At 73.5% G+C, this 19,484-nt stretch carries 16 protein-coding genes and 2 pseudogenes; 13 read left to right on the plus strand and 5 right to left on the minus strand.

Annotated elements, in window-relative coordinates; translation table 11 throughout:
• Positions 1 to 127: 127 nt before the first annotated feature.
• Genes AB0J86_RS20185 through AB0J86_RS20195 form a run of 3 tightly spaced genes read right to left on the minus strand, consistent with a single transcriptional unit; the run spans position 128 to position 3,738 of the window.
• Complete coding sequence (locus AB0J86_RS20185) at positions 128 to 1,111, minus strand: ROK family protein (RefSeq protein ID WP_363859094.1); 984 nt, start codon at positions 1,109 to 1,111, stop codon at positions 128 to 130.
• Positions 1,108 to 2,577 carry a M81 family metallopeptidase gene (locus tag AB0J86_RS20190; RefSeq protein ID WP_363859095.1) on the minus strand — a complete coding sequence of 490 codons (1,470 nt, stop codon included), beginning with the start codon at positions 2,575 to 2,577 and terminating at the stop codon, positions 1,108 to 1,110. Before AB0J86_RS20190 ends, AB0J86_RS20185 begins: the two co-directional genes overlap by 4 nt.
• 12 nt (positions 2,578 to 2,589) lie before the next feature.
• Positions 2,590 to 3,738, minus strand: coding sequence for an ROK family transcriptional regulator (locus tag AB0J86_RS20195; protein WP_363859096.1), 1,149 nt, complete (start codon positions 3,736 to 3,738; stop codon positions 2,590 to 2,592).
• A 294-nt stretch (positions 3,739 to 4,032) separates the two neighbouring features.
• On the opposite strand from AB0J86_RS20195, the gene AB0J86_RS20200 reads away from it, so the two are divergent.
• The 7 genes and pseudogenes from AB0J86_RS20200 (at position 4,033) to AB0J86_RS20230 (ending at position 12,711) form a co-directional block, all read left to right on the plus strand.
• Positions 4,033 to 5,832: a peptide ABC transporter substrate-binding protein gene (locus tag AB0J86_RS20200; protein ID WP_363859097.1), complete on the plus strand. Its 1,800-nt coding sequence runs from the start codon at positions 4,033 to 4,035 to the stop codon at positions 5,830 to 5,832.
• Positions 5,833 to 5,924: 92 nt separating this feature from the next.
• Positions 5,925 to 6,884, plus strand: a complete 960-nt coding sequence (locus tag AB0J86_RS20205) for an ABC transporter permease (RefSeq protein ID WP_363859098.1) — start codon at positions 5,925 to 5,927, stop codon at positions 6,882 to 6,884.
• Positions 6,885 to 6,889: 5 nt separating this feature from the next.
• Positions 6,890 to 7,804: an ABC transporter permease gene (locus tag AB0J86_RS20210; RefSeq protein ID WP_363859166.1), complete on the plus strand. Its 915-nt coding sequence runs from the start codon at positions 6,890 to 6,892 to the stop codon at positions 7,802 to 7,804.
• 28 nt (positions 7,805 to 7,832) lie between these two features.
• Positions 7,833 to 8,921: pseudogene (locus tag AB0J86_RS20215) on the plus strand (ABC transporter ATP-binding protein); the annotation flags it as partial.
• Between the two features lie 207 nt (positions 8,922 to 9,128).
• A pseudogene (locus AB0J86_RS20220) lies at positions 9,129 to 10,130 on the plus strand (oligopeptide/dipeptide ABC transporter ATP-binding protein); the annotation flags it as partial.
• A gap of 104 nt (positions 10,131 to 10,234) precedes the next feature.
• Positions 10,235 to 10,918 (plus strand): copper homeostasis protein CutC, encoded by a 684-nt coding sequence (locus AB0J86_RS20225; RefSeq protein WP_363859167.1) that lies wholly within the window; start codon positions 10,235 to 10,237, stop codon positions 10,916 to 10,918.
• A 173-nt stretch (positions 10,919 to 11,091) separates the two neighbouring features.
• A complete protein-coding gene (locus AB0J86_RS20230; protein ID WP_363859099.1) occupies positions 11,092 to 12,711 on the plus strand; it encodes a DUF885 domain-containing protein in 1,620 nt (539 codons plus the stop codon).
• A gap of 16 nt (positions 12,712 to 12,727) precedes the next feature.
• Here the strand turns inward: AB0J86_RS20230 and nudC are convergent, their stop codons facing one another.
• Positions 12,728 to 13,639: an NAD(+) diphosphatase gene (gene nudC / locus AB0J86_RS20235; RefSeq protein WP_363859100.1), complete on the minus strand. Its 912-nt coding sequence runs from the start codon at positions 13,637 to 13,639 to the stop codon at positions 12,728 to 12,730.
• Positions 13,636 to 14,340, minus strand: a complete 705-nt coding sequence (locus AB0J86_RS20240) for a hypothetical protein (RefSeq protein WP_363859101.1) — start codon at positions 14,338 to 14,340, stop codon at positions 13,636 to 13,638. Before AB0J86_RS20240 ends, nudC begins: the two co-directional genes overlap by 4 nt.
• A gap of 292 nt (positions 14,341 to 14,632) precedes the next feature.
• Between AB0J86_RS20240 and eno the strand changes: the two genes are divergently transcribed.
• From eno to AB0J86_RS20270, 6 genes are all read left to right on the plus strand, one after another.
• Entirely contained in the window at positions 14,633 to 15,916 is a 1,284-nt protein-coding gene (eno, locus tag AB0J86_RS20245) for a phosphopyruvate hydratase (protein WP_363859102.1), read from the plus strand.
• A 157-nt stretch (positions 15,917 to 16,073) separates the two neighbouring features.
• Complete coding sequence (locus AB0J86_RS20250) at positions 16,074 to 16,712, plus strand: septum formation initiator family protein (protein WP_363859103.1); 639 nt, start codon at positions 16,074 to 16,076, stop codon at positions 16,710 to 16,712.
• Positions 16,709 to 17,272, plus strand: coding sequence for a DUF501 domain-containing protein (locus tag AB0J86_RS20255; protein WP_363859104.1), 564 nt, complete (start codon positions 16,709 to 16,711; stop codon positions 17,270 to 17,272). The genes AB0J86_RS20250 and AB0J86_RS20255 overlap by 4 nt, the downstream gene beginning before the upstream one ends.
• 52 nt (positions 17,273 to 17,324) lie before the next feature.
• Positions 17,325 to 17,834 (plus strand): amino-acid N-acetyltransferase, encoded by a 510-nt coding sequence (locus tag AB0J86_RS20260; protein ID WP_363859105.1) that lies wholly within the window; start codon positions 17,325 to 17,327, stop codon positions 17,832 to 17,834.
• A 111-nt stretch (positions 17,835 to 17,945) separates the two neighbouring features.
• Positions 17,946 to 18,149, plus strand: a complete 204-nt coding sequence (locus AB0J86_RS20265; RefSeq protein ID WP_363859106.1) for an Arc family DNA-binding protein — start codon at positions 17,946 to 17,948, stop codon at positions 18,147 to 18,149.
• Between the two features lie 211 nt (positions 18,150 to 18,360).
• Positions 18,361 to 19,320 carry a Ppx/GppA phosphatase family protein gene (locus tag AB0J86_RS20270; RefSeq protein ID WP_363859107.1) on the plus strand — a complete coding sequence of 320 codons (960 nt, stop codon included), beginning with the start codon at positions 18,361 to 18,363 and terminating at the stop codon, positions 19,318 to 19,320.
• The last annotated feature ends 164 nt before the right edge of the window (positions 19,321 to 19,484 follow it).

A 19,484-nucleotide genomic window follows, 5' to 3' on the forward strand; every position in this document is an offset into this window, starting at 1 on the left:
ACTCAGCGAACCGGGCGCCGGCGGGCCAGGCGCAAGCGGACCGCGCGCCGGCGAACCGGGCGCAAGCGAAGCGGGTGCCGGCGGACCGGGTCCGGCGGCCAGGCACGGTGGCCGGCCGCCGGACGTCTCAGTGGGTGACCGGCTCGGCCCGGGGCACCGGCGCGCCCCAGCCGTCCGGTACCGGCAGGCCGGCCGCGCGCCGGGCCAGGATGGCGGCACCGACCTGCGCGGCCACCGCCCCGAACGCGGACGGGTGGATCTCGGGGGCGCTGCGCCAGGCCAGCGCCGCGCGCAGCGCCTCGCGTACCGGGTCGAAGAGCTGGGCCCCCGCCCCGGCGAGCCCGCCGCCGAGGATGATGCGGGCCGGGTCGAGCGTGAGGGTCAGCGTGGCCAGCGCGGTACCCAGCGCGAGCGTGGCGGCGTCCCAGACCGAGCGGGCGACGGGATCCCGGTCGACCGCGGCGGCGATGGCCCGGCTGTCCAGCCCCGGCGTCCCGCCGAGCCGGGCGTAGCGCTTCGCGATCCCGCCCGCCGAGGCGTAGACCTCCAGGCAGCCCCGCTGCCCGCAGCTGCACGGCTCCCCGCCCGGATAGACCGGGATGTGGCCGACCTCCCCGGCCGAGAAGGCGGTACCGGGCACGGGTGCGCCGCCCAGCACCACCGTGGCGGCGATGCCGGTGCCGAGCGGCAGCAGCAGGAAGCTGTCGAGACCTCGGGCCGCCCCGCCGACCGCCTCGGCGACGCCGGCCGCCCGGGCGTCGTGCCCGACGGCCACGGGCAGCCCCAGTTCCTCGCGCACCAGCGCCCGCAGCGGGACGTCCCGGAACCTGATGTTCGAGGCGTACCGCACCACGCCGGCGGCCTCGTCGACGATGCCCGGCGAGACCACCCCGATCCCGGCCGGCGTCTCGCCGAGCCGCAACGCCTCGTCGCGCAGCCGGCGGCAGACCGCCCGTACCGCGCCGACCGGGTCGTCCTGGGCGTCCGACGGCTCGACGATCGAGTGCCGGACGCGGCCGTCCCCGCCGACGACGGACCCCTTCAGTGTCGTGCCGCCGATGTCGACCGCGAGCACGCAGCCGTCGCCGGACCGGGTAGCGGGTTCGGTCACCGGGTCACCACGGTCAGGTCTGCGGCGAAGTCGCGATCGAGGGGAAAGACCGGCCGCTGGACCCGCCGGTACGGCAGCCGTTCGAGGTGCTGGTCGACGCCGCCGGGGGTGAGCGCGAGCCGCCAGTCGCCGGCCGCCGCGAAGAGTTCGGGTTCGAGGTAGCCGATCTTCACCACCACGAGGTCCACCGCGTCCACCTCGACGCCCAGCCGGGCGTACGAGGCGAGCAGCCGGTACTGCATGCGGCGGGAGGTGAGGAAGACGCTCACCCCGCCGACCCGTACGCTCACGCACCGGCCGCCGTCCGGGTCGTCCGCGACCGCCTCCAGCACGCCGTCGAGCCGTACCGGACCGGGTTCCCGCGGGTCGATGCGCCCGCCGGCGGCGACGCTGACCGGCGAGCCGATCGGCAGGTCCGCGACCTGGGCCACCGCCTCCGGGTCGACCAGCGAGGCGTAGACCGCCCGCAGCGACCCGGCGCGGACCTCGGGCCGGGCCAGCAGCCGGTCGAGGGCGAAGGTGACGTCGTCGGCGCCGCCGGCACCGGGGTTGTCCCCGGAGTCGCTGATGAAGAAGGGGCGCCGGGCCGGGTCGGCCACCGCCGCCACCGCCGTGTCGAGGCACTCGTCCATCGAGCCGGTGGGGGCCACGAAGGCGAACTCGTCGCGCGCCGCCCAGAAGTGTTCGGCGAGTTCCCGGGCCGCCTCGGTGGCCGCCGTGGCGTCGGTGCCGGTGGCGACGACCGCGCCGCGGCAGCGCGGCTGGTCGGCCCAGGCGAAGCCGATCCAGATGGCCGCGTCGACGACCCCCGCTCGGGCCTCGATCTCGGGGATGCGCGCGTACAGCCCGCGCGCGGGCTCCTCCCGGGTGCTGGTCATCTCGCCGGGCAGCAGGATCGGCACGTGCACCAGCGCCTTGTGCGGGCGCTCCTGCCGGCGCAGCGCCTCCACCAGGTTGCGGGCGGCGCGCTCGCGGGTCTCCCAGACGTCGACGTGCGGCGCGGTGCGGTAGCAGGTGAGCAGGTCGCAGCCGTCGAAGAGCACCGGCGAGACGTTGCCGTGCAGGTCCATCGCGGCGGAGACGAACGGCTCGGGCCCGATCACCGAGCGGATGGCGGTGATCAGGTCGCCCTCGGCGTCGTCCCGACCGACCACGCTCATCGCGCCGTGGATGTCGAGCAGCATGCCGTCCAGCGGGCCGGCCGCGGCCAGCCGCTCCACGATCTCCGTGGCCCAGGCGTCGTAGGTGCCGGGCTCGACCGCCCCGCCGGGCAGGGCGCGGGCGTGCAGCAGCGGTATCCACTCGACGTCCGCGGCCCAGGGCGCCGCCGGCGAGAGCCAGTCGTACCGCGCCAGCAGCGCGTCGTCCCGGGTCACCTCGAAGTCGGCGGCGGTGCTCAGGTGGGGCGAGAAGGTGCTGGACTCGATGTGTATGCCGCCGATGGCGATGCGCAGCGGGTGGGGCACGGGCGGTTCTCCTCAGGCGGTTCGGACGTCGGCCGCGGCGCGCACCAGATGCCCGAGCCCGACCAGGGCCGCATCCGGGCCCGCGACGCTGGCCTCGATGGACAGGGACTGGGTCATCGACGGCAGGCAGCGCTCGTAGAGCATGCCGCGGGCCGCGGCCACGTAGACGTCGAGGCTGGAGAGGGCGCCACCGATCACCACGGCGTCGGGGTTGAGGAAGTTCACCAGGCCCGACAGCGCCACCCCGAGCAGCCCGCCGGCGTGGCGCACCAGGGTCACCGCGGTCGGCTCGGCGTCGGTGACGGCGGCGATGACGTCGCGGGTACGGGCCACCTTGAGGCCCTGCTCGGCGAGTTGGCGGACCAGGGCAGCGCCGCTGGCGACCGTCTCCAGGCAGCCGCGGCTGCCGCAGGAGCAGTGCCGCTCGCCGCTGTCGGCCACCCGTACGTGGGTCACGTCGCCGCTGAGCCCTCGGCCGCCGCGGTAGATCTGCCCGCCGCTGACCAGGCAACCGCCGATGCCGGTACCGGCCTTGACGTAGATCATCTCTTCGCCCGCGCGGTCGCGGACCACGTACTCGCCGATCGCGGCCGACTTGGCGTCGTTGTCGACGACCACCGGCACGTTGAACCGTTCGGCGAGGTCCACCCGCGCGTCGACGCCGCTCCAGCCGGGCATCCGGGCCGGCCCGACCAGCCGGCCGTGCGGGAAGTCGACCGGGCCGGGCAGGGCCACCCCGATCCCGAGCATCGCCTGGCCGGGCGCGCTCGTCGTACGGATCCGCCCGAACGCCTCCGCGACCACGTCGAAGACCTCGCCGGGCCCGGCCGCGATCTCGATGGCGATCTCCTCGGCCGCGAGCAGTCGCCCGTCCGGGGTGCAGAGGCCGACGCGGGCGTGCTGCGCGCCCAGTTCGGCCACGGCGACGACGCCCTCGGCCCCGCGCAGCCGCAGGATGCGCGGTCGCCGTCCGCCGGTGGAGCGGCCCACCCCTTCTTCCAGGATGGCGCCCTCCTCCAGGAGGCGCCGGACCAGACCGGTGACGGTCGAGGGGGCGACCTGCAACGCCTCCACGAGCTCGGCCCGGGAGGCGACCTTGCCGCTGGCGAGCAGGTGGAGGGTCTGCTCGCGCAGGGTGGTGGAGATCGACGGGTCCGACATACCTCTCCTTCTCCGGGCGGCCGTCCGGCGCCGCCCCGACCGAGTCGGGGTGCGTACGCTCCGCACGCGGCAGCCGGGCGCCACCGCGAAGCGTATCGGACGTTGCTTCGCCGGGTTCGATCCTAGACTGACAAAAGTAGGCGAATAAAGAGGGTTCTTTTCGTTGACTACTCACTTCGCTCCCGCTACATTCTCGGCATTGAGCGCTCGAGGAGTACCAGGCTGGACGCGAATCCCCACGCGAACCCCCCAAGCGCCCTCCAGGCCGGGGCGCGCGCAGATCAGAGGAGACCCATGAGATCCAGATATCGGCGGCGCGCCCTCCGCGGCACGGCAGCCCTGGCCGGTGCCGTCGCCATCGCGGTGGGGCTGGCCGCGTGCAGCGGCTCGTCCGGGGGCAGCCAGGGCGGAAGCCAGGGCAAGGACACGGTGACCGTCGCGTTCCGTACCCCCAACTGGATCCTGCCCATCTCGGCGCCCGGCTTCACCCAGGGCGAGAACGCCATCTTCGGCACGGCCCAGTACCGCATGCTCTACCAGTACAAGCTCGACGGCACGGCGAAGTACAACATCGACGAGCAGCGCTCGATGGCCGGCGCGCCGGAGGTGAGCGACGGCGGCAAGACCCTGACGATCACGCTGAAGGACAACACGTGGTCGGACGGGAAGCCGGTCACCACCCGGGACATCGAGTTCTGGTGGAACCTGGTCACCAACAACAAGGACAAGTGGGCGTCGTACCGCAAGGGCGGCTTCCCGGACAACATCGCCGCCTTCACGGTCAAGGACGCCAAGACCTTCTCGCTGACGACGACCCAGGTCTACAACACCGCCTGGTTCGTGGACAACCAGCTCAACCGCATCGTCCCGCTGCCCCAGCACGTCTGGGACAAGGACTCCGCGACCGGGTCGGTGAGCGACCTCGACAAAACTCCGGACGGGGCGAAGAAAGTTTTCGACTTTCTGACGGCGGCGTCGAAGGACCCGAAGACCTACGCCACGAACGACCTGTGGAAGGTCAACAGCGGGCCGTGGAAGCTCGACAAGTACGTGCCGAACGGCGAGGTCGTGCTGACCGCGCAGAAGAACTACTCGGGCAGCGACAAGCCGAAGCTGGCCAAGGTGGTGCTGCGGCCGTTCACCAGTGACGACTCCGAGTTCAACGTGCTGCGCGGCGGGGAGATCGACTACGGCTACATCCCGCCGGCGAACCTCTCCCAGCAGAAGTACCTGGAGTCCAAGGACTACAAGGTCGCACCCTGGTACGGCTGGTCGATCACGTACCTGGCGCTGAACTTCAACAACCCGAAGTCCGGGCCGCTGTTCAAGCAGCCGTACCTGCGCCAGGCCATGCAGATGCTGATCGACCAGCCGACGATCAGCAAGGTGATCTGGTCCGGCATGGCCGAGCCGACCTGCGGCCCGGTGCCCCCGAAGCCCGGTACCGACGGCTCCGCCGGCTGCGCCTACTCCTTCGACCCGGCCAAGGCGAAGCAGCTGCTGGAGAGCCACGGCTGGAAGGTGACCCCGGACGGGAAGACCACCTGCCAGTCGGCGGGTAGCGGCGCCGACCAGTGCGGCGAGGGCATCGCCGCCGGTACGCCGCTGGCCTTCACGGTCACCAGCCAGACCGGCTTCTCGGCCACCACGAAGATGTTCGCCGAGATCAAGTCGCAGATGGGCAAGCTCGGCATCGACCTGACCATCAAGGAGGTGCCGGACTCGGTGGCCGTCACCCCGGCCTGCAAGCCGAGCGAGGCGACCTGCTCCTGGGACATGTCCTTCTTCGGCTCGCAGGGCAGCTGGTACTACCCGGCGTTCGCCAGCGGCGAGCGGCTCTTCGCCACCGGTGCCCCGGTGAACCTGGGCAGCTACAGCAACCCGGAGGCGGACCAGCTCATCGAGCAGACCCAGTTCTCCGGCGACGAGAGCACGCTCAAGGCGTACAACGACCTGCTCGCCAAGGACCTGCCGGTGCTCTGGATGCCGAACCCGGTCTTCCAAATCTCCGCGTACAAGTCCGGCCTGCAGGGCGTCGAGCCGCAGGACCCGATGAACAGCATGTACTTCCAGGACTGGTCCTGGAAGAACTGACCGGCTCCCGCGAGGAGCCGAGTCGCTGACAGTTTCCGGCTCCGGTGGCGCCCGCCGCGCCACCGGAGCCCCCGACCGACAGGAGCCGCTCGGTGGTCCGGTACCTCGTCACGCGCCTGGGTCAGGCCCTGATCGTCGTCGTGCTCGTCACGGTGATCACCTTCCTCATCCTGCACCTCCTGCCGGGCGGTGCGGCCCGGGCCACGCTCGGCAAGGAGGCGACGCTGGAGCAGCTCGCGGCCTTCAACCACGAGATGGGCTACGACCGGCCGTGGTACGTGCAGTACGCGCTCTACGTACAGCGCCTGCTCCACGGCGACCTCGGCTACTCGTTCCAGCTCAACCAGTCCGTCACCGAGGCGATCGGCCAGCGGCTGCCCAAGACGATGGTGCTGTCGCTGCTCTCGACGGCGCTCGCCATCGTGGTGGCGATTCCGCTCGGCGTCGTCCAGGCGGTACGGCGCAACCGGTGGCCCGACTACCTGGTGACCGCGCTGTCGCTGCTCGCGTACGCCACGCCCATCTTCTTCATGGGCCTCATGATGATCATCTTGTTCTCGCAGGTGTGGCCGATCCTGCCGCCCGAGGCGCCGCAGGGGTTCACCCTCTCCGAGGTCCTCGCCGACCCGGCCGGGCTGGTGCTTCCCACGGTCACGCTCGCCATCGTCACGATCGCGGCGTACTCCCGGTACGTGCGCTCCTCGATGGTCGACAACCTCAACGAGAACTACGTACGGACCGCGCGCAGCAAGGGGCTCGGCGAGCGCCGGGTGGTCGTCCGCCACGTCCTGCGCAACGGCCTCTTCCCGGTGATCACACTGCTCGGGATGTACCTGCCCGCGCTGTTCAGCGGCGCGCTGGTGGTGGAGTCGCTGTTCAACTTCCCCGGCATGGGGCAGCTTTTCTGGCAGGCGGCGCTGAAGCGCGACTTCCCGATCCTGCTCGGGGTCACCCTGATCATCTCGATCGCCACCGTGTTCGGCGCGCTGATCGCCGACCTGCTCTACGCCGCCGTCGATCCGCGGGTCCGACTTCGAGGGAGCCAGTCGTGACGACACTGTCCGAACCGGTCGGCGTACCGACCGGACCCGCACCGCGGCTCGACGCCGACGAGGCACCCGTACGGGGCCTGTGGCGCCAGGGCGCGGCCGTCTTCGTGGAGAACCGGCTGGCCGTACTCGGTCTCGGGCTCTTCCTGCTGCTGGCGGCGGTCTGCTTCCTCGGGCCGCTCTTCTACCACACCGACCAGGTGCACACCGACCTGTCGGCGGTGCACCTCGCCCCCGGCACCAAGGGGCACCCGCTCGGTACCGACGGGGTCGGCTACGACCAACTCGGCCGGCTGATGCTCGGCGGGCAGACCTCGATCGTCGTCGGGCTGGCGGCCGGGATCCTCGCCACCGCCGTCGGCACGATCTGGGGCGCGGTCTCGGGCTTCGTCGGCGGCTGGGTCGACTCGGCGATGATGCGGGTCGTCGACGCGGTGATGTCGATCCCCGCGCTCTTCCTCTTCATGCTGCTGGCGGCCATCGTCACCCCGAGCGTGCCGATGCTGATCCTCATCATCGGCGCCTTCGCCTGGCTCGGTCCGGCCCGGCTGGTCCGCGGCGAGGCGCTGAGCCTGCGCAGCCGCGAGTACATCCAGGCCATGCGCGGGATGGGCGGCACCAGCGGCCGGGCGGTACGCCGGCACATCGTGCCGAACGCCATCGGTACCGTCATCGTCAACGCGACCTTCCAGGTCGCCGACGCGATCCTCTACGTCGCGTACCTGTCCTTCCTCGGCCTCGGCGTGCCCCCACCGGCGGCCAACTGGGGCGGGATGCTCTCCGACGGCCTCGCGGACACCTACAGCGGCCACTGGTGGCTGCTGTACCCGCCCGGCATCGCGATCATCCTCATCGTCCTCGCCTTCAACTTCATCGGCGACGGGCTGAGGGACGCCTTCGAGGTCCGCCTCCGGCGGCGGTAGCAGGAGCAGGAAGGCAGGAGCACCGAAGATGAGCGCATCGACCGATCCGGCCGTCCGTCCGGCGGGCACCGCCCGTACCGGTGACGGCACCGAGCCCCTGTTGCGGCTCCGCCAGGTCAGCACCGACATCGCGCTGCGCCGCGGTACCGTGCACGCCCTCGACCGCGTCGACCTCGAGGTCCGGGCGGGCGAGACCCTCGGCATCGTCGGCGAGTCGGGCAGCGGCAAGACCATGACCGCACTGTCGATCATGGGACTACTGCCCTCGGGCGGCGACGTGGTCGGCGGGGAGATCCTCTTCGAGGGTCGCGACCTGCGGACCCTCCCCGCCCACGAGGTACGGCGCATCCGCGGCCTGCGGATGGGCATGGTCTTCCAGGACCCGCTCACCTCGCTCAACCCGACCCAGCGCATCGGGGCGCAGGTCGCCGAGCCGCTGCGCGTGCACGAGCGGGTCGGCAAGGCGGAGGCGCGCGAGCGGGCGATCGAGATGCTGCGCCGGGTCGGGATGCCGCGCCCGGACCGGATCGTCGACAACTACCCGCACGAACTCTCCGGCGGCATGCGCCAGCGCGTCGTCATCGCCATGGCCCTGATCTGCTCGCCGCGCCTGCTGATCGCGGACGAGCCGACCACGGCGCTCGACGTGACCACGCAGCGGCAGATCCTCGAACTCATCGACGACCTGCGCGCCGAGTTCGGCATGGCGGTCATCCTGGTCACCCACGACCTCGGCGTGATCGCCGGACGCGCCGACCGGGTCGCCGTGATGTACGCCGGCCGCGTGGTGGAGACGACCGCGACCGCGGAGCTGTTCCAGTCGCCCCGGCACCGCTACACCGAGGCGCTGATGGAGTCGCTGCCCGAGTCGGCGATGCGGGAGCCCGGCGCGCACGGCCGGCTCTACAGCATCCCGGGCCTGCCGCCGGACCTGTCCCGGCCGCTGACCGGCTGCCGGTTCGCCCCGCGCTGCCGCTTCGTCACCGACGAGTGCCGCACCACCGAGGTCACCCTCGCCGGCGGTACGCACCAGCACGCCTGTCTGCACCCGGTCCCCGGGCGGTGGGAGGAGCTGACCGGTCCGGTGGCCGAGGCGGCCGGCTCCGGTCCGGCGGCCGAGGCGGCCGGCTCCGGTCCGGTGGCCGAGGCGGCCGGCGCGAAGGTGCCCGCCCAGCGCACGGGCGGCGCCGTACCGGTCGCGATCGAGAACGCGCCTGAGCCGGCCGGGCAAGCGACCGCACCCGCCGGGGCGACGGCCGCGCGCGCGGGGGAAGCCCTCGCGCCGACCGGGGCGGCGACCGCCCCGACCGGGGACGCTCCGGCGGTGCTGTCCGTACGCGGGCTGGTCAAGAACTACGAGGCCAACTCGGGCGGGCTGGTCCGCCGGGTCGCCGGGACGGTGAGCGCGGTGGCCGGGGTCTCGTTCGAGGTCCGGCCGGGGGAGACCTTCGGGCTGGTGGGCGAGTCCGGCTGCGGCAAGTCCACGGTGGGCCGGCTGGTCGTCGGCCTGGAAGAGCCGAGCGCCGGCCAGATCGTCCTCGACGGCACGGACCTCGCCACGCTCAAGGGGCGCGAGCGGCGCCGGATGCACCGGCAGGTCCAGCTGATGTTCCAGGACAGCTACGCGGCGATGAACCCGCGGATGCGGGTCGACGCGATCCTCGCCGAACCGCTGGAGATCCAACGGGTCGGCGACGGCGCCTCGCGCCGCAGGCGCATCGCCACCCTGCTCGACCAGGTCGGCCTGTCGCGGCGGGTCCTGGAGCGGTACCCGCACGAGTTCTCCGGCGGCCAGCTGCAACGGATCGGGTTGGCCCGGTCGCTGGCGCTGCAACCGCGGCTGATCGTCGGCGACGAGCCGGTGAGCGCGCTCGACGTCTCGATCCAGGCGCAGGTGCTCAACCTGATGCGCGACCTCCAGCGCGAGCTGGGCCTGGCGTACGTCTTCATCAGCCACAACCTCTCCGTCGTCGACTACATGGCCGACCGGATCGGCGTGATGTACCTGGGCAAGCTCGTCGAGGTCGGCCCCGCCAACGAGGTGGTCCGGGCCGCCCGGCACCCGTACACCCAGGCGCTCATCGACGCCGTGCCGACCGCGACGGCCGAGCCGGCCGCGCCGCGCGAGGGGATCACCATCAAGGGCGAGCTGCCCAGCGCGCTCAACCCGCCCACGGGCTGCCGGTTCCGGACCAGGTGCCCGCTGGCGCAGGAGATCTGCGAGACCGAGCCGCCGCTCGCGGGCGGACTGCACCAGGTCGCCTGCCACTTCCCGCTGCGGCCCGAGACCCCGGCCGCCGCCACCGCGACGGGTGCGCCCGCGTGAGCCCGTCGGCCGCCGCGCCGGCGGAGGGAGCCGCCGCGAGCGCGGGGAGTGCCGCCGCTGACGCGGAGGGTACCGCCGGGGCGTCGACTCCGACGACGGTCGAGATCTGCGTCGGCGACGTACCGAGCGCGCTGGTGGCCGAGGCCGCCGGGGCGGACCGGGTGGAGCTCTGCGCGGACCTCGGCCAGGGCGGCACGACGCCCGGCCCCGGCACCATCGCCGTGGCGCTGGCGTCGCTGCGCCGGGTGGGCGTACGGGTGATGGTCCGCCCCCGGGGCGGGAACTTCCGGGTGAGCGCGGTCGAGGAACAGATCATGTTGGCCGACATCGAGGCGATCCGGGACGCGCCCAACCCGAACGGGCTGACGGTCGGGGTGGTGCTCGGCGCCCTCGACGCCCGGGGCGACCTCGACCTGCCGGTGCTGCGGCGCCTCGTGGCGGCGGCGGGCCCGCTGCCGGTGACGGTGCACAAGGCGTTCGACGAGGTGCCGGAGCAGCTCGACGCGCTGGAGGAGATCATCGCGCTCGGCGCCGACGCGGTGCTGACCTCGGGCGCGGCGCCCACCGCGCTGGCCGGGGCCGAGCGCCTCGCCGAGCTGCGGCGGCGGGCCGGCGACCGGCTGCGGATCATCGCGGGCGGCGGCATCCGGTCGCACAACGTCCGGGAGGTGCTCGACCGCACAGGGGCGCGGGAGGTGCACCTGCGGGCCCCGGTTCGCCGCGACGGGTACGAGGCCACGGACGGCGACGAGGTGCGCCGCGTGGTCGCCGCCGTCCGCGCCGGCTGAGCCACCGTGCGCGCACCGGCCGGCGGACGTGCCGGCTGAGGCACGGTGCCCGCGCGCACCGGCCGGCGGACGTGCGCCGGGCGGCACGGCGGGCGGCGGCGGGCACGGCGTGCGGGGGCGCTCCGACGTACCGCCTGACCGGCTCGCCGACCGGGGTTGACTAGGTTTGGGGCATGTCCTCCTTCGTCCCCCTGGCCGAGCGCATCGTCGAGGCGATCCTCGACGCCAGCCCCGGCCTCGCCTCGTCGGCCGGTGAGCACCGCAACGACGACCACCTGCCGGACCTCTCCACCGAGGGGGTGGCCGCCGACGTCGCCATGCTGCGCGACGCCGCGCACGCGCTCTCCGAGGTCGACGCGGACGGGCTCGACCTGCCGGAGCAGGTGGACCACGCGGTGCTGACCGCGCTGGTCGACCGGAAGATCTTCGAGGCCACCGAGGTCCGCGAGCACGAGTGGAACCCGCTGCACCACAACCCGGGGCCGCTGCTGCACGCGCTGATCGCCCGGCCGTTCGCGCCGGTCGAGGTACGCCTGGAGAGCCTCGCGGGCCGGCTCGCCGCCGTACCCGATGCCCTCGCGACGGCCCGCGCCACCCTGCGCGACATGCCCCGCATCCATGTCGAGACCGCCGTGGGGCAGTTCGCCGGGACGGCGGCCCTGGTCCGGCGGGAGCTGCCCGCGCTGCTGGACCGGGTGCCCGGCCTGACCTCCCGGGTCGAGCCGGTGGCCGAGGCGGCGGCCGAGGCGCTGGACGACTTCGCCGGCTGGCTGCGCGCCGGGCTGGACGACGAGCGGGCGACCCGCCGCGATCCGCGGCTGGGCCGGCGGCTCTGGGAGGCCCGGCTCTGGCACACCCTGGACACCGAGCTCTCCGCCGCCGAGGTGCTGCGGCGGGCCCAGGACGCGCTGGAGCGCGCCACCGAGGAGCTGCGCGAGGCCGCCGCCGCGCTCACCGGCGGTACGCCCGGCGACGAGACGGTGCGACAGGCGCTGGACCGGCTGGCCGCCGAGCGCCCGGACGACAGCAGCATCGTCCCGCTGGCCGAGGCGACGCTCGCCGAGACGACCGAGTTCGTCCGCGCGCACGACCTGGTCACCCTGCTGGACGACCCGTGCGTGATCACCGAGATGCCGGAGTTCGCCCGGGGCGTCTCGGTCGCGTACTGCGATCCGCCCGGCCCGCTGGAGACGGCCCCGGTACCGACCTTCTACTGCATCTCGCCCACGCCCTCGGGCTGGTCGCCGCGGCGCGTCGAGTCGTTCTACCGGGAGTACAACGACCACATGGTGCGGAACCTGACCGTGCACGAGGCGATGCCCGGCCACTTCCTCCAGCTGGCGCACTCCCGCCGGTACCGGGGCAGCACCCGGGCGCGGGCGCTCGGCTTCTCCGGCCCGTTCGTCGAGGGCTGGGCCGTCTACGCCGAGGAGGCGATGGCCGAGCTCGGGTACGGCGGCCTGCCGGTGCGGATGCAGCAGCTGAAGATGCGGCTGCGGATGACCGCCAACGCGATCCTGGACCAGCTCGTGCACTGCGAGGAACTGCCGGAGGGCGAGGCGATGGCGCTGCTCACCGGGCGGGCCTTCCAGGAGGAGGGCGAGGCGGCCGGCAAGTGGCGGCGGGCGCTGCTCACCTCGACGCAGCTCTCCACGTACTTCGTCGGCTACACCGAGGTGGCGGAGATCGCCGCGAGCCGGCCCGACGGCACCAGCGTGCGCGAGTGGCACGACGCCATGCTGGCGCACGGCTCGCCGCCGCCCCGGCACCTGCGTACGCTGCTCGCGGTCTGACCGGGGCGGCGCCCGGCTACCCGGCCGGGCGCTCCGGCGCGCGCTGTCCCGGCACCCCGCCCCCGGCGGGCGCCGGGACGGCGGCGCGGTTTCCGGCGGTCGCCGTGGCGACGGCCGCGTCGATCAGCCAGCGCGAGATCGAGTACGCCGGCGGCAGCTCCGCCGGCAGCGCGTCCAGCGGAAACCAGCGCGCCTGCGTCAGCTCGGCCCCGTCGACCACCGGTTCGGCGTCCGGCTCGGCGCAGACCGCGCTGAACCCGGCGAGCACCACCCCCGGCCCCGACATCGCCCAGGGCTGGCTGCCGAAGTAGGTCACCCCGGCGAGGCGCAGGCTGACCTCCTCGGCGACCTCGCGGTGCACCGCCTCCTCCAGCGACTCGCCGGCCTCGACGAAGCCGGCCACCAGGGCCCACAGCTCGGTCGGCCCGTACGAGTGGCGCACCAGGAGCAGCTCGTCGGTACCGCCGGCGCGCCCCGGCCGGTGGATCGCCACCAGGACGGCCGGGGAGAGCTGCATCGGCACGTACAGCCCGCAGGCCGGGCAGCGGCGGGCGTGCTCGCCCGGCACGTCGGTCAGCTCGGCCCGGCAGGCCCCGCAGTAGCGGTGGCTGTGCCGCCAGGTCACCACCTGCAACGCCCGCCCGGCCAGCGCCGCCAGCGGCTCGCCGAGCGCCGCCGCCACGGTCGGCCAGCCGTGCCAGCGGCCGAGGGCCGCGTCCGGCGTCGGCAGCGCGGCGGCCCAGACCCGTCCGCCGTCCAGCAGGCCGAGCGGGATCCACTCGGTCTCCGGCGGCAGCTCGGCGACCCGGGGCAGCGCGCCGTCGGCGCCCACGAGCAGCTCCCGCCCGGCGACCACCAGGCACCGGTCGGCCGGGTCCGCGAGCACTCCCGTCGCGGCGCCGGGTACGAAGCGCGGCGCGGAGGTCACCGGGTACCGGCCCGGCGGTCGATCACCCCGGCCCCGCTCGGCAGGTCGAAGACGCCGCTGTCCACCTCGGTGCGGTAGCGGCTCAGCGCGAGATCGGCCTCCTTCCCGTCGAGCACGCCACGGAAGCGGCCGAGGGCGCCCTCGGTGGTGACGCAGGCGTTGAAGCTCGACGTCGGGGCGTTGGCCAGCCCGTCGACCTGTACGCAGGTCGCGTGCCGCCCGGCGACCGTGGTGTCCTGCTGCTCGATGACCGCGGACGGGTCCAGCGCGGCGGCGGTGAGCAGGCCGATCACCACCGGCGGGGTGACCAGACCGCGCTTGTTGGCGCTGGCGAAGACGGTGACCGAGGGACGGGTCGACGGGGAGGGCGGCGGGTTCAGCGTGCAGGTGGGCTTCGCGGCGGCGGTGTCGCACTCGGCGGTCGAGTCGGCGGTGACGGTCAACTTCCCGCCGGGGTACGTGTACGCGGCGCGCAGCGGCTTCTGCGCCTGGGCGATGGCGGCGCTCTGCCCGCCGGGGAGCTGGTACTCGGCCCAGTAGGTCAGCTCGCCGGCCCGGTCCAGCCGGGCGGCCAGGTCGTTGACCAGGTCGGCCCGGCCGATCACCCGCCCACCGTCCTCGATCGCGGCGCAGCCGGCGAGCGGCAGCATGGCGGCGATCGATACCGACAGGACCCGAGACAGGTTCGCGACTGCAGGCATGGTGACCAGCCTGGTCGATCGGGGCGTGCGCGCGCAAACCCGTTGCACTGTTTGGAAACCCCGTGCCCGGTCGACGGGGCGGCCCGCGCCCCGGTGGGACGGGCGGGACGCCGCCGGGCGGGGAGGGGGTCGGGCGGGCGGGTCCGCCGGGCGGGCAGGGGGGTCGGGCCGGCGGGTCCGCCGGGCACCGTCCGGTGGCCGGCCCCGGCCCGATACGCTGCCCGGGGAACGCTCAGCCGCACCGTCGCGGCCCGACCGGACCGGATCGAACCAGAGAACGAGGAGCTACACAGTGGCCACCATCGAGGGAATCGTCGCTCGGGAGATTCTCGACTCGCGCGGCAACCCGACCGTCGAGGTCGAGGTCGGGCTGGACGACGGTACGATCGCCCGCGCCGCCGTACCGTCCGGCGCCTCCACCGGCGCCTTCGAGGCGCTCGAACTGCGCGACGGCGACAAGGACCGCTACCTGGGCAAGGGCGTCGAGAAGGCGGTCGCCAACATCGAGGACCGGGTGGTCGACCAGCTCGTCGGCTACGAGGCCAGCGAGCAGCGGCTGATCGACCAGCGGATGCTGGACATCGACGGCACCGCCGACAAGTCGGGCCTGGGCGCGAACGCCATCCTGGGCGTCTCGCTGGCCGTGGCGAAGGCCGCCGCCGCCAGCTCCGGGCTGAGCCTCTTCCGCTACCTGGGCGGGCCGAACGCGCACCTGCTGCCGGTGCCGATGATGAACATCCTGAACGGCGGCGCGCACGCCGACTCGAACGTCGACATCCAGGAGTTCATGATCGCCCCGATCGGCGCGCCGACGTTCCGCGAGGCGGTACGGGCGGGCGCCGAGGTCTACCACGCGCTCAAGTCGGTGCTGAAGAAGCGCGGGCTCGCCACCGGTCTGGGCGACGAGGGCGGCTTCGCCCCCGACCTGCCGACGAACTCCGCCGCGCTCGACCTGATCGGCGAGGCCGTGGAGAAGGCCGGCTACCGGCTCGGTACGGACATCGTCTTCGCGCTCGACGTGGCCGCCACCGAGTTCTTCTCCGACGGGGTCTACACGTTCGAGGGGACCAAGCGGAACGCGGAGGAGATGGCGGACTACTACCACCAGCTGCTCGACGCGTACCCGATTGTCTCGATCGAGGACCCGCTGGCCGAGGAGGACTGGAGCGGCTGGGGCACGCTGACCGCGTCGGTGGGCGAGCGGATCCAGATCGTCGGCGACGACCTGTTCGTCACCAACCCGCAGCGGATCGCCCGGGGCATCGCCGAGGGCTCGGCGAACGCGGTGCTGGTGAAGGTGAACCAGATCGGCTCGCTGACCGAGACGCTGGACGCGGTCGACCTGGCCCACCGGGCCAGCTTCCGCTGCATGATGAGCCACCGCTCGGGCGAGACCGAGGACACCACGATCGCCGACCTCGCGGTCGCCACGGGCTGCGGCCAGATCAAGACCGGCGCGCCGGCCCGCTCCGAGCGGGTGGCGAAGTACAACCAGCTGCTCCGGATCGAGGAGGAGCTGGCGGACGCGGCGCGGTACGCCGGCGCCGGCGCGTTCCCGCGCTACCGTTCGGCCTGACGCACGTTTCCGGGAGGCCCGCCCGCGGGCCGGCCTCCCGGACTTCGGCCCGCGCGAGGGGCGAGCCCGCGTGGGTACGCGGCCTGGCGCCGCACGCGCCCGTGCCCTCGCGCCGGGCGCGCTGGCGAGAAGCTGACCGGGGGAGGGTGGCACGAGAATGACGCAACGCCGGACACCGAGTGGTCAACGCCCCGCCCGCCGACCGGGCCAGCCCGGCCGGGGCGCCGGGGTACGGGCGAGCCGCACCGGCGCCCGGGAGCCGATCGGCCGCGCCGAGTCGCGGGCCGCGGCACCCCGGCTCGGTGCCGTCCGGGGCGGCGCCGCCCCCCGTTCCGCCAACCGCCCGGCGGCGGCCCGGCGCGCCGCCGCGGCCGGGGGCGTGCGGCGTACCTCGGCGCCGCAGCCGCGCCGCTTCACCGGCCGGGTGACCGCGCTCGTGGCGGTGCTGGTCGCGCTCGCGCTCGCGTACACCTATCCGGTCCGGGTCTACCTGAACCAGCAGTCGGACATCGCCCGGATGGAGGCGGCGCAGCGCCAGCAGACCGAGCTGATCGGCAAGCTCTCCGAAGAGGCGGCGAAGTGGAAGGACGACGAGTACGTCCGGATCCAGGCCCGCCAGCGCTTCTACATGGCGTACCCGGGGGAGACGCTGCTCGTGACGCTGCCGGACGAGGCCGGCGCAGCCCGGGACGCGGGCCTGCCGCCGCCCGGCCAGAAGACCACCCCGGAGCCCTGGTACGACACGCTGTGGTCGAGCATCCGGGCCGCGAACGACGAGAAGGCACCCACCCCGTGAGCACGGTCGTACCACCGGAACAGCCCGCCGCCGCCCTCGTACCGCCGCCGGAGCGCCAACCGGCGACCGAGCGCGACCTGGCCGCGGTGGGCGAGCAGCTCGGCCGGGCGCCGCGCGGCACGCGGGCGGTGGCGCACCGCTGCCCGTGCGGCAACCCGGACGTGGTGGAGACGACCCCCCGGCTGGCGGACGGCACGCCCTTCCCGACGCTGTTCTACCTGACCTGCCCCCGGGCGGTCGGCGCGGCGAGCCGGCTGGAGTCGGCCGGCGTGATGAAGGAGATGGCCGAGCGGCTGGCGCGCGATCCGGAGCTGGCCGCGCGCTACCGGGCGGCCCACGAGGACTACCTGGCCCGCCGGGAGGCGATCGGCGAGGTGCCGGAGATCGCGGGGATCTCCGCCGGCGGCATGCCCGGCCGGGTCAAGTGCCTGCACGTGCACCTGGGGCACGCGCTGGCGGTCGGGCCCGGGGTGAACCCGTTCGGCGACGAGACGCTCGCGCTGGTGGAGCCCTGGTGGAGCGCGGGCCCCTGCGTCGAGGTGGCGGGCGACGCGGACTGACCGCCGGGCCTCGTCGGCGGGCGGCCCGAGGGGCGCGGTTAGGCTCGGCGGCATGGGGGACGATCTGGTCATCCGGCGGGCGCGCACCTCGGACGTACGCGGCATCCGCGATCTCGTCGACCTGTACACCTCGGGGCGGCGCCTGCTCAGCAAGGCCACCGTGACGCTCTTCGAGGACGTGCAGGAGTTCTGGGTGGCGGTACGCCCCGACGACGGGACCGTGGTCGGCTGCGGGGCCCTGCACGTCATGTGGGAGGACCTCGCCGAGATTCGTACCGTGGCGGTCCACCCCGACTGCCGGGGCATGAAGGTCGGGCACCGGATCGTCGCCGAGCTGCTCGACACCGCGCGGGAGCTGGGCGTCTCCCGGGTCTTCGTGCTCACCTTCGAGACCGGGTTCTTCGGCTCGTTCGGGTTCGTCGAGATCGACGGCGCACCCGTGCCGCAGGCCGTCTACGAGCAGCTGCTGCGCTCGTACGACGAGGGGGTCGCCGAGTTCCTCGACCTGGACCGGGTCAAGCCGAACACCCTCGGCAACACCCGCATGCTCCTGCACCTCTGAGGCCGAGGCGAGGCCGCGGGCCGTTCAGGGGCGGCCTCGGTGTGCCCACGCCGCTCGCGTCCACGGCTGCGGATACCTACTGTTGCCCGAGGAAGACGGCATGATTTCCCCATGGTCACCACGGTCGATCTTCCCGACGAACTGTACGAGCGGCTCAAGGAACCGGCGGAGTGCGACCACCGCTCCATGAACGCGACGATCGTGGTCGCGCTGGAGCAGTACGTCGCGCAACGGAACCAGCGGGCGCGCGTCCGGGATCTCGCGAGAGACGTCGCCGACCGTGATGCCGAGTTGCTGCGTCGGCTGGCCGAGTGATCAGGTACCTCGACGTGGATAACCTTCTGGACGTCGCGTCGATCGTGCTCGCGGTCGCCGCCGGCCGACTGACCGAGGTACCGGACATCGCCCGGGAGCTTCGCAAGCTCTATCTGTAGCCGATCCCCCCGTGGCGCCCCGGGCCTCTCGGGCCCGTCTCTTCCGGCGGACCCTCGCAGGGTCGTCCACCCGACCTTGTAGCGTGGCTGGTGTGACGAGACGGGTAGCGGCGATCGACTGTGGCACCAACTCGATCCGGCTGTTGGTGGCCGACCTGCCGGAGCCGTCGGCGGGTCCGGAGGCGCCGTTGGTCGAGCTGAGCCGCCGGATGGAGATCGTCCGGCTCGGCCAGGGGGTCGACCGCACCGGGCGGCTGGCGCCCGAGGCGATCGAACGGACCCGGGTGGCGCTGGCGGCGTACGCGGCGGAGATCTCCGCGCTGGGCGCCGAGGCGGTACGCATGGTCGCCACCTCCGCCTCCCGGGACGCCGAGAACGCCGACGACTTCCGTCGCATGGTCACCGAGACGCTCGGCGTCACGCCCGAGGTGATCAGCGGCGACGAGGAGGCCCGGCTCTCCTTCACGGGTGCCGTGCGGGGGCTCCCCGCCGACATCGCGTCGCCGTACCTGGTGGTCGACATCGGCGGCGGCTCGACCGAGTTCGTGGTGGGGGACCGGGACGACACGTCCGGGACCGGGCTGCGGGTCGACGCGGCGGTCTCGGTCGACATCGGCTGCGTCCGGATGACCGAGCGGCACCTGCACGGCGACCCGCCCGGACTGGACGAGATCACGGCCGCCGAGGCGGACATCAGCGCCGCGGTGGACCGGGCGCTGGAGGCGGTACCCGGCCGCGAGGCGGCCACCCTGATCGGGCTCGCCGGTTCGGTGACGACCGTGGTCGCCATCGCACAGGGGCTCGACTCGTACCAGCCGCGACTGATCCACCGGGCCCGCGCCTCGTACGACGAGGTGGCGAAGGTCACCACCGACCTGCTGGCGCGTACGGCCGAACAGCGGCTGGCGATCCCGGTGATGCACCCGGGCCGGGCCGACGTGATCGGGGCGGGCGCCCTGGTGCTACAGGTCATCATGCGACGGGCCGGCATGCCGTACGTCATCGCGAGCGAGCACGACATCCTCGACGGCATCGCCTACAGCCTGCTGTGACCGTCCATCGGCCCACGCCGGAAGGTTGGCACGGTTCCTGAACGCACTTTCGGGTGTTTCGGTGCGATCTGCCAGATCAAGGACAGAAGTAGCCTGGTTTGGGCCCGTACGGTCGGCTCACCTGGCGTCGGAGGCCACGCTCGGACCGCCCCCGGTCCACCCCT

The organism is Micromonospora sp. NPDC049559 (assembly GCF_040676675.1).
GTDB lineage: Bacteria > Actinomycetota > Actinomycetes > Mycobacteriales > Micromonosporaceae > JBFAPK01.

Bases quoted from the DNA above. Each gene is read 5' to 3' on its own strand.
- AB0J86_RS20195 (WP_363859096.1), bottom strand. From the start codon at position 3,738: ATGTCGGACCCGTCGATCTCCACCACCCTGCGCGAGCAGACCCTCCAC.
- AB0J86_RS20200 (WP_363859097.1), top strand. From the start codon at position 4,033: ATGAGATCCAGATATCGGCGGCGCGCCCTCCGCGGCACGGCAGCCCTG.
- AB0J86_RS20230 (WP_363859099.1), top strand. From the start codon at position 11,092: ATGTCCTCCTTCGTCCCCCTGGCCGAGCGCATCGTCGAGGCGATCCTC.
- AB0J86_RS20240 (WP_363859101.1), bottom strand. From the start codon at position 14,340: ATGCCTGCAGTCGCGAACCTGTCTCGGGTCCTGTCGGTATCGATCGCC.
- AB0J86_RS20250 (WP_363859103.1), top strand. From the start codon at position 16,074: ATGACGCAACGCCGGACACCGAGTGGTCAACGCCCCGCCCGCCGACCG.
- AB0J86_RS20260 (WP_363859105.1), top strand. From the start codon at position 17,325: ATGGGGGACGATCTGGTCATCCGGCGGGCGCGCACCTCGGACGTACGC.
- AB0J86_RS20265 (WP_363859106.1), top strand. From the start codon at position 17,946: ATGGTCACCACGGTCGATCTTCCCGACGAACTGTACGAGCGGCTCAAG.